The organism is Rhodococcus sp. MPR-R1B (assembly GCF_058793255.1).
The window spans coordinates 25,298-38,434 of the sequence record NZ_JBXAFO010000011.1; the positions used below are offsets into that span (position 1 = coordinate 25,298).

Consider the following 13,137-nt stretch of genomic DNA (forward strand, 5'->3'; position numbering starts at 1 on the left):
CGAGGCTGTTCGGGTTCAGCTTCGAGTTCGAAGAAGGTGAAATCAGGCGTTGGCGGCCTTGTACTCGCGGCGGCGGCGATGCAGGATCGGCTCCGTGTATCCGCTGGGCTGCTTCGCGCCTTCGAGGATGAGTTCCTTGGCAGCCTGGAACGCGATGTTGGAATCGAAATCAGGTGCCATGTTGCGGTACTCGGCGTCGCCCTCGTTCTGACGGTCGACAACCGGGGCCATGCGCTCGAGTGCACTGACAACGTCGCTCTCGCTGACGATGCCGTGACGCAGCCAGTTGGCGAGTAGCTGGCTCGAGATGCGCAGCGTGGCGCGATCCTCCATGAGCGCGACATCGTGGATGTCGGGAACCTTGGAGCAGCCGACGCCCGCGTCGATCCAACGGACCACGTAGCCGAGGATGGACTGGCAGTTGTTGTCGAGCTCTTCCTTCTTCTCCGCGTCCGTCCAGTCGGTGCTGGGAGCGAGCGGGATGGTCAGGATGTCGTCGACGCTCGCGCGAGGCTTTCCCTTCAGGCTGTCCTGAACTGCGAACACGTCGACGCGGTGGTAGTGCGTCGCGTGCAGCGTTGCGCCGGTCGGCGAAGGTACCCATGCGGTGTTGGCGCCGGCCTGGGGGTGACCGATCTTCTGCTCGAGCATGTCTGCCATCAACTCGGTCATGGCCCACATGCCCTTGCCGATCTGCGCCTTGCCCTGCAGACCGCAGGCCAGACCGGTGTCGACGTTCCAGTCCTCGTAGGCGCCGATCCACTTCTGCTTCTTCATCTCGGCCTTGCGCACCATCGCGCCGGCTTCCATGGAGGTGTGGATCTCGTCGCCGGTGCGGTCGAGGAAGCCGGTGTTGATGAACACGACGCGGTCGACGGCTTCCTTGATGCAGGCAGCGAGGTTGACCGTCGTACGACGCTCCTCGTCCATGATGCCGACCTTGAGCGTGTTCTCCGGAAGCCCGAGGACCTGCTCGACACGGCCGAACAGTTCGGTGGTGAAGGCAACCTCCTCGGGACCGTGCTGCTTGGGCTTGACGATGTAGATCGAGCCGGTGCGGCTGTTGTCGAGCGGTCCGTTGGCGTCACTGATCGAGAGGCCGTGCACTGCACAGGCACTGGTGATCAAGGCGTCGAGGATGCCCTCGGGGACCTCGTTGCCGTCGGCGTCGAGGATCGCGGGGTTGGTCATGAGGTGACCGACGTTGCGGACGAACAGGAGCGAACGACCGTGCAGGCTGAGTTCGCTGCCGTCGACTGCGGTGTACTTACGGTCGCCGTTGAGCGTGCGGGTGAAGGACTTGGCGCCCTTCTTGATCTCCTCGGACAGGTCACCACGGTTGAGACCCAACCAGTTTCGGTAGCCGACAACCTTGTCGTCGGCGTCGACAGCGGCGACAGAGTCCTCGAAGTCCATGATCGTGGTGACGGCGGATTCGAGAACGACGTCCTTGACGCCGGCGGCGTCGGTGCTGCCGATCGGGGACGAGGCGTCGATCTGGATCTCGGCGTGCAATCCGTTGTTGAGCAGCAGGATGCTCGTCGGTGCGTCCTTCTCGCCGAGGTAGCCGACGAACTTCTCCGGCTGGGCGAGCGTGGTGACAGTACCGTCTGCCAACGTGATCTTCAGTTCACTGCCGTCGACAACGTACTTGGTTGAATCTGCATGCGATCCCGACGCGAGAGGTGCTGCCGCATCGAGGAATTCACGCGCCCAGGCGATGACCTTGTCGCCGCGGACCTTGTTGTAGCCGGAACCCTTCTCGGCGCCGTTCTCCTCGGAGATGGCGTTGGTGCCGTACAGCGCGTCGTACAACGAACCCCAGCGGGCGTTGGACGCGTTGAGAGCGAAGCGCGCGTTGAGGATCGGCACGACCAACTGCGGGCCGGCCGTCGAGGTGATCTCGGTGTCGACGTTCGCGGTGGTGACCGAGAACTCGGCAGGCGTCGGCAGGAGGTAGCCGATTTCCTGCAGGAACGCCTTGTACGCGGCGGCGTCGATGGGAGCGCCGGCGTGATCGCGATGCCACTGATCGATCTGAGCCTGCAGATCGTCACGCTTGGCAAGCAAGTCGCGGTTCTTCGGTGCGAGCTCGGTGATGACCTTGTCGGCGCCGGCCCAGAACGTTTCGGCGTCTACACCGGTGCCGGGAAGAGCCTCCTCGACCACGAAGTCGTAGAGAACCTTGGCAACCTGAAGACTGCCGACCTGAACGCGCTCAGTCATGAATAGCCTCACTTTTCCGAAAGCGGAGCATCACATATGGATGCCATGAACCAACATCAATGTTACCTGGGAGTATTCCCACCGCTGTCCGCGCCCTGAGCTGCGATAATCGGGCGCGAAGAGCTGAAACGATCAAGTGAAATTCGTTCTGTCTAGAGTTTGCGCGCGGAAATCTCGAAACCAGCCGCGCGTAGACGCTCGACCAGGACGTCGCCGAGCGCTGTCGCTGGAGTCAAAACGCCGGTGGCCGGGGGAAGAGCCTTTTGGTCCTTCGCCAACGACAACGCAGATTCGCCGAGCATTACCGCCGTCGCGCTGTATCCCGGGTCGCCCTTCGCCTTCACTCGTGATGTGTATCGGGCGCCGGTCGTGGTCGTGGTGAACACGTCGAGCGTGAAGTGGCCCTTCTTCTGGGTGCTCTCGCTCGGACCTTCACCGGGAGCCGGCAATACCTTGTCGAGAAGGAAACGTGTCGGAGGTAGAGCGAGTCCGGCGACCAGCGCGCCGAGGCCGACCGCCACGCCGCCCGCAATCACCGGTGACACCACCGATGAGCCGACGCTCATCACCTCGCTGTACTTGAACTTCTTGCCGTACGCCCACTCTCGGAGCGCATTGCTGCGACGGACGACTCGTGTGTTGTACGACGCCATCACGAACGGCGCTTTCCACCCCTTCAACGACGGATCGATCTTCTTGCCGTCGACCACGCTCACGTCGCTCTGGCGTCCGAGTTCGGGCTCCCGATCACGATCGGGGCTTAGCGAGTACGGCGAGGCAGCAAGTTTCCGCAGGCGCGCATCGTCTTTCGACACGTCGATTTGGTTGCGAAGCGAATCGATGGTGCCACCGCTCACGCCGCCGCGCAGGGCCGTGACCACCAGGGTGGTGTCGGTGAGCTCGCCGGCGCCGTCGGCGGCGACCTTCTCGTGCAGGACGTGAACTCCGAGATCGGAAGGGATGGAATCGAATCCGCAGGAATGGACGATCTTGGCACCGGTCGAGACCGCCAGCTCATGGTTGTCGTCGATGCTCTCGCGGTGGAACAGCACCTCACCGGTCAGGTCGACGTAATGAGTTCCGGCGGAGGCGCATTCGTGAACAAGGGCGTGGCCGTACTTGGCATACGGGCCGACCGTGGTGGCGACGACCCGGGTTCGCTGGGCGAGTGCCTTCAGTGCGGTTGCGTCGTCGGCGTCGGCGATGATCAAGGGGAGATCGGCAGCGGCAGTACCCAGATCGGCGCGAGTGGCTGCCAACTTTTCGAGGGAGCGGCCACCGAGGCCGATCTTCGTGCCTTCGGGAGCATGTTTGACGAGGTAGTCGGCGAGAAGCTTACCGACGAAGCCGCTCGCTCCGTAGACGATGATGTCGAGTTCTCGGGCGGGCGAGGTTCCAGTCATGGAGCCAGCCTACAAACGAGTAGTCGAAAGTGATGTGACCGCGGTCACTCGGCGGGGAGGGGCTCCTTGACGACGAGGATCGGAGCCTCGACTTCGAGCAACAGGCGTTGCAGCGGGCGTTCGAGGAGGAACTTGCCGATGGGGGACATCCGGCGTGTTCCGACGATCAGGAGATCGACACCCGCGTCGTGGACCAGGTCGACGAGCGCGGTAACCGGATCGCCGTCGTGCTCGGTGGTGCGCAGATCCCACTTCGTCTCCGAGAATCCACCGGCGTCGAGCGCTGACTGGATCTCGCCGCGAAGAGCGGCCCGATCGTCCTCGGTGTCTCCGAGGTTGACCGTGCCTCCGATGTTGACGTCGTCCAGGACGTGCAGAACCAGCAGTTCCTCGCTTCGACCCACGGATTCCCGTGCAGCGGCCACGATTGCGGCACGGCCTTCCGGGCTGTCCTTGTGTACGACGGCGATCGTCATGGTTCCTCCGAGTCGGTGAGCAGTGTCGGCTCCATTATCGCCTGCAATGCTGTGCTCTACCTGAAATGAGCTACTCGACACGGGGGTTTGGGGGTGACGTGATCGCCACATCGGGGCGGCTGGGTGCTGCCCATCACGAATGCGGCGTGCTGCCGATCACCACGGCGAAGGTTTGTAATCCTTGAGGAAGCAGCCGTGCAGGTCGACGCCCAGTTCACCCTGAACGATGGGGTCGTAGACGCGGGCGGCACCGTCGACGAGGTCGAGTGGTGCGTGAAAACCTTCGTCGGCCAACCGCATCTTGGTGAAGTGCGGGCGTTCGTCGGTGATCCAACCGGTGTCGACGGCGGTCATGAGGATGCCGTCGTCGAGCATTTCCTTGGAGCTGGTGCGGGTCAGCATGTTCAGTGCTGCCTTGGCCATGTTGGTGTGCGGGTGGCCAGGGCCCTTGTATGCGCGGCTGAACTGGCCTTCCATGGCGGAGACATTCACGACGTACTTGCGTCGTGCAGCTGCCGCGGCCATCGACGGGCGCAAGCGTGAAACGAGGATGAAGGGCGCGACCGAGTTGCAGAGCTGGACTTCGAGAAGCTCGATCGGATCGACCTCTTCGACGGTCTGAACCCAGCTGTTGGTGTGCGCGAGGTCGGGCAGCAGCCCGCCCGCGTCGATGGCGATGCCCTGCTCGATGCGATCGGGTGACGCCGACTTGGCGACGAGGGCGAGTGAACTGACCGCGTCGGCGGACAGATTTCCGGAGGTGATGCTTGCGACGTCCGACAGCGATCCGGCCAGAGCAGCGGGGTGAGCGTCGCTCGTCTTGCCGAAGGTCAGGACATCGGGCAGTTCACCGGCAGGCAGTGCGCCGGACTCGGCGTCCACCAAAGCGCCGTAAGCACCGGGGGAGCGTCGGACGGTTTGCGCGGCGTTGTTGATGAGGATGTCGAGTGGACCCTGTGCGGCAACGGAATCCGCGAGTGCAACAACCTGGGCGGGGTCGCGGAGGTCGATGCCGACGATGCGCAGACGGTGAATCCAGTCTTTGCTGTCTTCCATCGCTTTGAATCGGCGGATCGCGTCGTTGGGGAATCGTGTCGTGATGGTCAGATGTGCGCCGTCACGCAGCAGGCGCAACGCGATGTACATGCCGATCTTCGCACGGCCGCCGGTCAGAAGTGCGCGTCGGCCGGTGAGATCAGTGCTGGCATCACGTTTGCTGCGGCTGGTGGCAGCGCAATCGGGGCACAGTTGGTGATAGAAGGCGTCGACTGCGGTGTAGCGCTGCTTGCAGATGTAGCACGGCCGCGCCTTGATGAGCGTGCCGGCGGAAGCGCCCGCGGTGTTCGACTTGATCGGAATGCCTGCGGTTTCGTCGTCGATGCGATCGGGTGAACCGGTGGCAGTCGCAGCGACCACTTGGCGGTCGGCTTCGTTGACGGCTGCGCGCGAGGCGAGGCGACGCTTCTTCTTGAGTCGCTTGAACAGATGGCCGACAGCGCGCTGCATGGTGATCGAATCGGGATGCTCGTCGTCGAGTTCGGCGGCTTCGGAAAGGACCTTCAGGCAGATTTCGAGTTCTGCGGGGTCGAGTCCGGTGAGTTCGGCTCGAGCAGATTCTGAATCGGCTGTTTCCAGCGAATCTGCCTGCAGTGCATCCGACTTCTTGGTGTCTGTATCCACTTCGAACTTCTGTTCCATCTCGATCGCCGCTCGCGCGGACTGTTCCCTGGTGCGGGAACTTCGCCAATTACGAGAAAAGCTCCGGTTCGATGAACCGGAGCTTTTCCTGTCTGTCTCAACACAGAGTGTCCGAGGGGGGACTTGAACCCCCACGTCCGTTAATAGGACACTAGCACCTCAAGCTAGCGCGTCTGCCATTCCGCCACTCGGACTCGGCCCCGATTTCTCGGTGCTGGGAAAGAGTATCCGATTAGGTGAGCTGCCCCAAATCGCCAGGTTGCGGGGCATTCCGGTCGCCCGCGTCGTTTGATTCGATGGTAGGAAAGTGGAATGACCACAACCCCGAATAATCCGAATCCGAGCAGAGCCGAAGCAGAAGTAGTCGAACTGGTCAGTTCCCTCATCCGCTTCGACACCTCGAACACGGGAGAACTCGAAACCACCAAAGGCGAGCGTGCGTGCGCGGAGTGGGTTGCCGCGCAGCTTCAAGAAGTCGGTTACGAGACGGAATACGTCGAGTCCGGAGCACCCGGCCGAGGAAATGTCTTTGCTCGCTTGAAGGGAGCCGAGTCGGGTCGTGGTGCGTTGATGCTTCACGGTCACCTCGACGTAGTTCCGGCCGAGCCCGCCGACTGGAGCGTCCATCCCTTTGCCGGCACCGTCCAGGACGGTTACGTCTGGGGGCGCGGCGCCGTGGACATGAAGGACATGGTCGGGATGATCCTGGCCCTCGCCAGACAGTTCAAGGCGGAAGGCGTCGTACCGCCGCGTGATCTGGTGTTCGCTTTCGTGGCGGACGAGGAAGCGGGCGGAAAGTACGGATGCCAGTGGCTGGTCGAGCACCGCCCGGATCTGTTCGAGGGAGTGACCGAGGCCGTGGGTGAGGTCGGCGGTTTCTCGCTGACGGTTCCGCGGCCTGACGGAACCGACCGCCGTCTCTACCTCGTGGAGACTGCGGAAAAGGGCCTCGGTTGGATGCGTCTGACTGCCAAGGGACGCGCCGGACACGGCTCCTTCCTCCACGACGACAACGCGGTCGCGACACTCGCCGGCGCGGTCTCGAGGCTTGCTGCCCACCAGTTCCCGATCGTGATCTCGGATTCGGTCGCGGAGTTCCTGACCGCCGTCGGCGAGGAGACCGGATTGGACTTCGATCCGGGATCACCCGACATCGACGGAACCCTCGCGAAGCTGGGCACGATCGCCAACATCATCGGCGCGACGTTCCGTGACACCGCGAACCCGACGATGCTCAAGGCCGGATACAAGGCGAACGTCATTCCGCAGACGGCCGAGGCGGTCTTCGACTGCCGCGTGCTGCCGGGACGTCAGGCCGAATTCGAGCGAACGGTGGACCAACTGATCGGTCCCGACGTGACCCGCGAGTGGATCACCAAGCTGGATTCGTACGAAACAACGTTCGACGGCCATCTCGTAGACGCCATGAACGAGGCGATCCTCGCCCACGATCCGGAGGCTCGCACAGTTCCGTACATGCTCTCCGGCGGAACCGACGCGAAGGCATTCGCGAAACTGGGCATTCGCTGCTTCGGCTTCGCGCCGTTGCAGTTGCCGCCCGAGCTGGATTTCAGCGCGCTGTTCCACGGCGTCGACGAGCGAGTTCCGGTGGACGCACTACTGTTCGGGACACGTGTTCTGGAACATTTCCTGCTCAATTCCTGACGAGCACGTAGATAGATCCGTGAGCTCGACGCACATCGAGCTCTCTTGTCACAGAAAGGATTCGCATGGCGCACGATCCGTACGAACCATTGCCGAAGTTGCCGAGTTTCGAGCTGACCAGTGACGACATCACTGCGGGCCAGCCGCTGAAGCTTGCTCAGGCCAGTGGAGCCTTCGGTGTCCCCGGTGGCGAAGACATCTCACCGCAGCTCTCGTGGTCCGGCTTTCCGGCCGAGACGAAGAGCTTCGTCGTGACGGTGTTCGATCCGGACGCACCGACTGCGTCGGGGTTCTGGCACTGGGCCGTGGCGAACATCCCCGCTTCCGTCACCGAGCTCCCCGCCGGTGCCGGCGCGGCGGACAGCGATGTCCTGCCCGCCGGAACCGTCACCCTCCGCCACGACGGTGGTGGGTTCGGTTTCATCGGTGCAGGCCCGCCTCCCGGGCACGGTCCGCATCGCTACATCGTCGCGGTGCATGCCCTCGACGTGGAGACACTCGACGGAGTCACCCCTGACTCGTCGCCGGCGTTCCTCGGTTTCAACGTGTTCCATCACGCGATTGCGCGTGCAACCTTGACCGGGACGTTCGAGGTCGAATAGTCACCATGCTGTGCGCCTTTATTAACCGCGGGCGGTTAATAAAGGCGCACAGCAGTTTCTAGCGAGGGTTCTCAGCTCCCACAGCCTGGGCAATTGACGAGAAGCCGGCTGCGCGGACGCGCTTGGCTATCCCCTTGTGGATGCTGCGAGCCCAGAACGGTCCGCCGTAAATGAAGCCGGTGTATCCCTGCACCAGTGTCGCGCCGGCGAGGATCCGTTCCCACGCCTGATCGGCCGTCTCGATACCGCCGACCGAGATGATGGTCATCTTGTCGCCCACTCGGACGTACAGGCGCCGAAGTACTTCGAGTGAGCGCTCGGCGACCGGTGCACCGGACAGCCCGCCTGCGCCGAGTGCAGCTACCTCGGCGTCCGGGGTCTTCAAACCGTCGCGACGGATCGTGGTGTTGGTCGCGACGATTCCGGCAAGCCCGAGTTCGATTGCCAGATCGGCGACCGCGTCGACGTCCTCGTCCGAGAGGTCGGGCGCGATCTTCACCAGTACCGGCACGCTGACGGTGTCGAGCACGGCCTGCAGGATCGGGCGCAGTGATTCGACGGCCTGCAGATCACGGAGTCCGGGCGTGTTCGGCGAGCTGACATTCACGACCATGAAGTCGGCCAGCGGACCCAGAAGCTGCGCGCTGGCGGTGTAGTCGGCAGCGGCGTCGGCGGCTTCGACGATCTTGGTCTTGCCGATGTTGGCACCGATCGGCACCGTGACGCGGCGCTGTCGCAGGAAATTCGCCGCGTGACCAGCGCCGTGGTTGTTGAAGCCCATCCGGTTGATCAGAGCGCGGTCGGCCGGAAGACGGAAGAGACGCGGCGCGGGGTTACCGGGCTGAGCCTGGGCCGTCACTGTTCCGACCTCGGCGAAACCGAATCCCAACGGGCCCCAGGCGTCGACTCCGGTGGCGTCCTTGTCGAATCCTGCGGCCAGGCCGAGAGGTGCCGGGAACGTCAGACCGAAAGCCTGACTGCGCAGAACCGGGTCGTCGACGACAAGGACTTTTGCGACCAGACAGCGAAGGGGAGCGAACCGTGTCACCAGTTTCATCGCGGTGAAGGCAATGTGGTGGATGCGTTCCGGTGGGACCCGGAACATCAGGCTCAGCAGCAGTTGGTACACGATTCTCCAGCTCTTCGATGGTGTGATTTTGTCAGCGGCGGGCTCTGGTCGTCTGTTGGACGATCAGTGCTGAATGCCGTCCGGATCGGTCACGTGCAGCGGCGTCTTCTTTCGCTTGAGGAGCACGCGACGACTGCCGTCGGGGTTGACGGACTCGGGAGAGTTCCCATCCGCCGAACTCGGCGGAGATCGCCAGGCGCATCGACGCCGTGACCCGCGAAACGTTCGGCGGTAGCCGGAGCGGCACGTAGTCGAACTTGTCGTCCGACGTCTCCCACTGCACGGGGATCCCGCGCGTACGCTTTTCCATCAGTTCTCCCGTGACGGGATGACCTGCAGCCCGTCAGCGGTTGCCGATCCGACGATCAGATTGCCGTTGGAAGAGTCTACGGCTAACGAATTCGGCTGTCGCACCGTCTTGAACCGTCCGGTCTCCACGGGGATGCCGGACGACAGATCGAAGCCGACCACTTCATTGGTCGCGGTCAGTGTCACCCACACCCGATCCGCGGTCTCGTCGTAGGCAACGGCGTACGGCGACTCGCCGACGGGGTAGCGCTGGTGCATCAGGAGCGGATCGGCAGTGAAGACGAGCAGTTCGTTGCCGGTGGTGTCGGTGACCAGAATGCGTCCGAAGCGATCGGTGGCCAGATGAGTTGCGCCCTCACCGGCGCGGAGAGCGACGCCGAGTTTGCCGTCTTCGAGGTTGATCGCCGTCAACGAGGTCTGACGGTGATCGAGGGCGCTCAGGTTGTCGCCGGTGACCGCGAGTTCGTCGACGGATGCGAATCCCGAAACCGTCTGTGACTGATCGGTCTTCGGGTCGACGATGTGAACTGAACCATTGTCCGTGCCGATCGCGATGCGGCCGTCGTTGAGTTCGACCGCTGAATTCGCCTGCCCGTCTACCGGGATGGACGTCTGTTCGCCCGAAGTCAGATTCAGCTTCACTACCTGGCGATCCATCGACAGAAGAGCGCTACCGTCAGAGCCGATCGAAACGTCGCGTACGTCGGAATCCAGGGCTGTTGGACGACCTGCGGAGGCGGGGTCGGCGCCGGCCAAACTGTCCGAAGGAACGACCAGCACCGAACGGGGGTCGTTGGCAACCACTACAGCGCTGCGCGTGATCGGGTCGAATGTGATGGAATCGATCAGACCTGAATACGGGTGAACCACGCCGTCCGGGGTACTGGTGGTGGCCGGTGAGACCGCTGCCGTTGCGGGATCGATCGTGATGAGGTCGTCTCCGCCATCTCCGGAAGAACATCCTGTGACCAGAAGAACCGCCGCCCCCATTGCTGCTGCAGTGGTGCGGATCCCTAGGCGAGCCATGTGTAGTTCCTCTTTTTCTTGTCATCTGTTCTTCACGCAGTGCGACTGTCATCGATCATCCCTGATCGCAGTCGGGCGCCGTTCATCGCGTCGAGGAACTACCGACCATTCCGCTCACACCCCTGACGCGATACCGTACGAACAGCGGTTGCGGTTGACGCTGCAATCACCGAGGAGATCATTGTGATTCCCACAGAACCCACTGATTCCGGCGCGCAGTCGCCCGAACCGGCGCGGCCGGGCTTCGAGATCGAGGACCTCACCGTCGGCGCTCACGCACACGGTTTCGGCAGGTCCGACGGTCGAACTTTCGCGTTCCGCGTACGAAAGAGCATGCTGTTCGTCGAGGTATACGGCGAATACTGCGAGCACAGTGTGCCGACCCCTGCAGACGTTGTCGCCACCGCGGAGCGATCGGTGACCGACATCGATTTGACCGACGAGCGAAGCATCGCCGGTGTGGTCCGCGACGCAGTTCTGTCCACGGAGGCTGATTGGTCACAGCCCGGTCCCGGTGACGGAGTTCGTGAGAGCGACGGTCGCAGCCTGCCGACGGTGAGAGCCGTCCTGAACAGGCTGGGATCGATCATCGATTCTGTTCGGTGAATTCTCGGCGCGGGATGACCAGCGTTGCTCCGGTTGTCGGATGCGGGAAGACCTCGACCGGATAACCGTAGACGCGGGTCAGAAGCTCTTCGTGCAACACCGATTCCGGGGGACCGTCAGCGGCGATGCGGCCGTTTTCGAGCACGACGATCCGATCCGCGTACGCCGCTGCCAACGCGAGGTCGTGCAAAACGACGACGACGGCATCGCCGTCCGCAGCGCGAGCGCGCGCCACGGACATCACCGCCTCCTGGTGTCCGAGATCGAGAGCTGCAGTCGGCTCGTCCAGCAGGATGGTCGACGTTTCCTGTGCCAGTACCCGGGCCAGCGCGACCCGCGCCTGCTCGCCGCCGGACAGCACGGCGAACGGCCGATTGGCGAACCCCTCGACATCGCAGGTCTTCATCGCCGCGGTGATAGCAGCGCCGTCGCGGTCTTCTCGGCGAGTTCCGGTCCATGGCGCACGTCCCATACGAACCACCTGGCGAGCGCTGAACGAAAATCCGATGGTGTGTTTCTGGGGGAGCACCGCGCGTCGGCGCGCCATGTCGATCGGCGACCACTGAGTGAGGTCGGTGCCGTCAACGTCCACCCGCCCAGCGATGACGGGCTGATCACCGGCCAACGCCGCAAGAAGAGTCGACTTACCGGCGCCGTTCGGTCCGACGAGAACGACTAGCTCGCCTGCCCGGACTTCGATGGACACGCCTTCCAGAATCTGCCGACCACCGCGTTCGACTGTGATGTCGCGCGCCTCGAGGGTGACATCACCGACGGCTGGGCTCTTCGGTTCGGGGGTGACGCGGCCGAACAGTTCGCGCCAGTTTCTTACGAGGCTGCTCATGCCCACCCGCCCTGTTGCGCGCGCGTGCGTCGGAGAAGCCAGAAGAAGAAGGGGCCGCCCACCAGAGCGGTCAGCATTCCGAGGGGCAGGTCTGCGTTGTCGATCAGCGACCGCGAGCCCAGATCTGCGACAAGCAGAACCAGTGCGCCGGCGAGGGCGCTCGCCGGAATCAGCGCGCGGTGGCCAGGTCCGACGAGAATGCGCATCAGGTGCGGAACGACCAGGCCGACGAAGAGGATGATTCCCGTGAAGGCAACACTCGCCGAGACCAAGAGAGCGACGATCAGTACCGCGAACTGGCGAAGCCGTTCGACGTTGACGCCCAGATGACGGGCCGCGTGTTCACCGAGCGCCAGCAGGTCGAGACGTGGGGCGATCATCATGGTCGCGGCGATCCCGACGACGGTCATCGGCGCCACGATCAGGACTGCGTTCCAGGAAGCGCCGTTGAGTGAGCCGAGTTGCCAGAACACGATCTGATCGCGAGCGGACGGGCTGGCGACGAAGGTGAAGAACGCGATGAGCCCGCCGGCGAACGCGTTGATCGCGACGCCCGTCAGCACCAACGTCACTACTTCCGTTCGGCCTTCGTGCCGAGCCAGCAGGTAGACCGCCGCGGTGGTGACCAGCCCGGCGACGAACGCAGCCGCAGCAACGGCCCAGCCGGCCACGAACGTTCCCCCGACGACGATGACAGCACTCGCGCCAACTGCCGCGCCCGCAGACACTCCGATCACTCCGGGTTCTGCGAGCGGATTGGAGAACACACCCTGCAGGAGCGCACCGGAACATCCCAGCGCCGCGCCGACACAGATGGCGAGCACGACGCGGGGGAATCGAACCTCCCACAAAGTCACTTCACCGCTGGGATGGGCGGGCATCGGACCGAGGTCGAGCCCGATGCGATGCAGGATGCTGCCCAAAACCTCGAGTGGCGACGTCGGAACTTGACCGATGCACGCCGACAGCACCGCGACGATCACCAGGGCGAGAGTCAAGCTGACCAGAACCGCACTCACCCGCGACCGCGACGCGGGGGCAGACGCCGACTTGTCGGCGCCCCCGACGTCGTGTGAATCCTCGGCCGACACAGTCTTACCTGCTTCGGAACTACCTGTCTCTGTACTCACGAATCAGCACTCACGAATCTTTG

At 63.5% G+C, this 13,137-nt stretch carries 11 protein-coding genes, 1 tRNA gene and 1 pseudogene; 3 read left to right on the forward strand and 10 right to left on the reverse strand.

Annotated features, from left to right (window positions below):
• Nucleotides 1-42: 42 nt before the first annotated feature.
• From AC1Q61_RS16965 to AC1Q61_RS16985, 5 genes are all read right to left on the reverse strand, one after another.
• On the reverse strand, nucleotides 43-2,226 hold the full coding sequence (locus AC1Q61_RS16965; protein WP_215515925.1) for a malate synthase G: 2,184 nt from the start codon (nucleotides 2,224-2,226) through the stop codon (nucleotides 43-45).
• A gap of 152 nt (nucleotides 2,227-2,378) precedes the next feature.
• Complete coding sequence (locus AC1Q61_RS16970; protein ID WP_042924714.1) at nucleotides 2,379-3,629, reverse strand: saccharopine dehydrogenase family protein; 1,251 nt, start codon at nucleotides 3,627-3,629, stop codon at nucleotides 2,379-2,381.
• Nucleotides 3,630-3,673: 44 nt separating this feature from the next.
• Entirely contained in the window at nucleotides 3,674-4,105 is a 432-nt protein-coding gene (locus AC1Q61_RS16975; protein ID WP_003946198.1) for a universal stress protein, read from the reverse strand.
• 156 nt (nucleotides 4,106-4,261) lie between these two features.
• Nucleotides 4,262-5,803, reverse strand: a complete 1,542-nt coding sequence (locus AC1Q61_RS16980; protein WP_042924716.1) for an SDR family NAD(P)-dependent oxidoreductase — start codon at nucleotides 5,801-5,803, stop codon at nucleotides 4,262-4,264.
• 108 nt (nucleotides 5,804-5,911) lie between these two features.
• A tRNA-Leu gene (locus AC1Q61_RS16985) sits at nucleotides 5,912-5,997 on the reverse strand.
• A gap of 118 nt (nucleotides 5,998-6,115) precedes the next feature.
• Here AC1Q61_RS16985 and AC1Q61_RS16990 point away from each other — a divergent pair.
• Nucleotides 6,116-7,468, forward strand: coding sequence for a M20/M25/M40 family metallo-hydrolase (locus tag AC1Q61_RS16990; RefSeq protein WP_003946170.1), 1,353 nt, complete (start codon nucleotides 6,116-6,118; stop codon nucleotides 7,466-7,468).
• 65 nt (nucleotides 7,469-7,533) lie between these two features.
• On the forward strand, nucleotides 7,534-8,070 hold the full coding sequence (locus AC1Q61_RS16995) for a YbhB/YbcL family Raf kinase inhibitor-like protein (protein ID WP_007733394.1): 537 nt from the start codon (nucleotides 7,534-7,536) through the stop codon (nucleotides 8,068-8,070).
• A gap of 58 nt (nucleotides 8,071-8,128) precedes the next feature.
• On the opposite strand, the gene AC1Q61_RS17000 is transcribed toward AC1Q61_RS16995, so the two are convergent.
• From AC1Q61_RS17000 to AC1Q61_RS17010, 3 genes and pseudogenes are all read right to left on the reverse strand, one after another.
• On the reverse strand, nucleotides 8,129-9,199 hold the full coding sequence (locus tag AC1Q61_RS17000) for a quinone-dependent dihydroorotate dehydrogenase (RefSeq protein ID WP_050655283.1): 1,071 nt from the start codon (nucleotides 9,197-9,199) through the stop codon (nucleotides 8,129-8,131).
• A 63-nt stretch (nucleotides 9,200-9,262) separates the two neighbouring features.
• Nucleotides 9,263-9,509, reverse strand: a pseudogene (locus AC1Q61_RS17005) (DUF5703 family protein).
• Nucleotides 9,509-10,534: an NHL repeat-containing protein gene (locus tag AC1Q61_RS17010; RefSeq protein ID WP_042924724.1), complete on the reverse strand. Its 1,026-nt coding sequence runs from the start codon at nucleotides 10,532-10,534 to the stop codon at nucleotides 9,509-9,511. Before AC1Q61_RS17010 ends, AC1Q61_RS17005 begins: the two are co-directional and overlap by 1 nt.
• 183 nt (nucleotides 10,535-10,717) lie before the next feature.
• Here AC1Q61_RS17010 and AC1Q61_RS17015 point away from each other — a divergent pair, with 183 nt between their 5' ends.
• Nucleotides 10,718-11,140 (forward strand): hypothetical protein, encoded by a 423-nt coding sequence (locus AC1Q61_RS17015; protein ID WP_042924727.1) that lies wholly within the window; start codon nucleotides 10,718-10,720, stop codon nucleotides 11,138-11,140.
• Here AC1Q61_RS17015 and AC1Q61_RS17020 read toward each other — a convergent pair.
• Nucleotides 11,121-11,984, reverse strand: coding sequence for a heme ABC transporter ATP-binding protein (locus tag AC1Q61_RS17020; RefSeq protein ID WP_007733386.1), 864 nt, complete (start codon nucleotides 11,982-11,984; stop codon nucleotides 11,121-11,123). The two genes, AC1Q61_RS17015 and AC1Q61_RS17020, sit on opposite strands and share 20 nt — an antisense overlap.
• Nucleotides 11,981-13,075: a FecCD family ABC transporter permease gene (locus tag AC1Q61_RS17025; RefSeq protein WP_050655282.1), complete on the reverse strand. Its 1,095-nt coding sequence runs from the start codon at nucleotides 13,073-13,075 to the stop codon at nucleotides 11,981-11,983. The genes AC1Q61_RS17020 and AC1Q61_RS17025 overlap by 4 nt, the downstream gene beginning before the upstream one ends.
• Nucleotides 13,076-13,137: the final 62 nt, after the last annotated feature.

Coding starts and splice junctions, on each gene's coding strand:
- AC1Q61_RS16965 (WP_215515925.1), bottom strand. CDS start 2,226: ATGACTGAGCGCGTTCAGGTCGGCAGTCTTCAGGTTGCCAAGGTTCTC.
- AC1Q61_RS16995 (WP_007733394.1), top strand. CDS start 7,534: ATGGCGCACGATCCGTACGAACCATTGCCGAAGTTGCCGAGTTTCGAG.
- AC1Q61_RS16980 (WP_042924716.1), bottom strand. CDS start 5,803: ATGGAACAGAAGTTCGAAGTGGATACAGACACCAAGAAGTCGGATGCA.
- AC1Q61_RS17020 (WP_007733386.1), bottom strand. CDS start 11,984: ATGAGCAGCCTCGTAAGAAACTGGCGCGAACTGTTCGGCCGCGTCACC.
- AC1Q61_RS16990 (WP_003946170.1), top strand. CDS start 6,116: ATGACCACAACCCCGAATAATCCGAATCCGAGCAGAGCCGAAGCAGAA.
- AC1Q61_RS16970 (WP_042924714.1), bottom strand. CDS start 3,629: ATGACTGGAACCTCGCCCGCCCGAGAACTCGACATCATCGTCTACGGA.
- AC1Q61_RS16975 (WP_003946198.1), bottom strand. CDS start 4,105: ATGACGATCGCCGTCGTACACAAGGACAGCCCGGAAGGCCGTGCCGCA.
- AC1Q61_RS17010 (WP_042924724.1), bottom strand. CDS start 10,534: ATGGCTCGCCTAGGGATCCGCACCACTGCAGCAGCAATGGGGGCGGCG.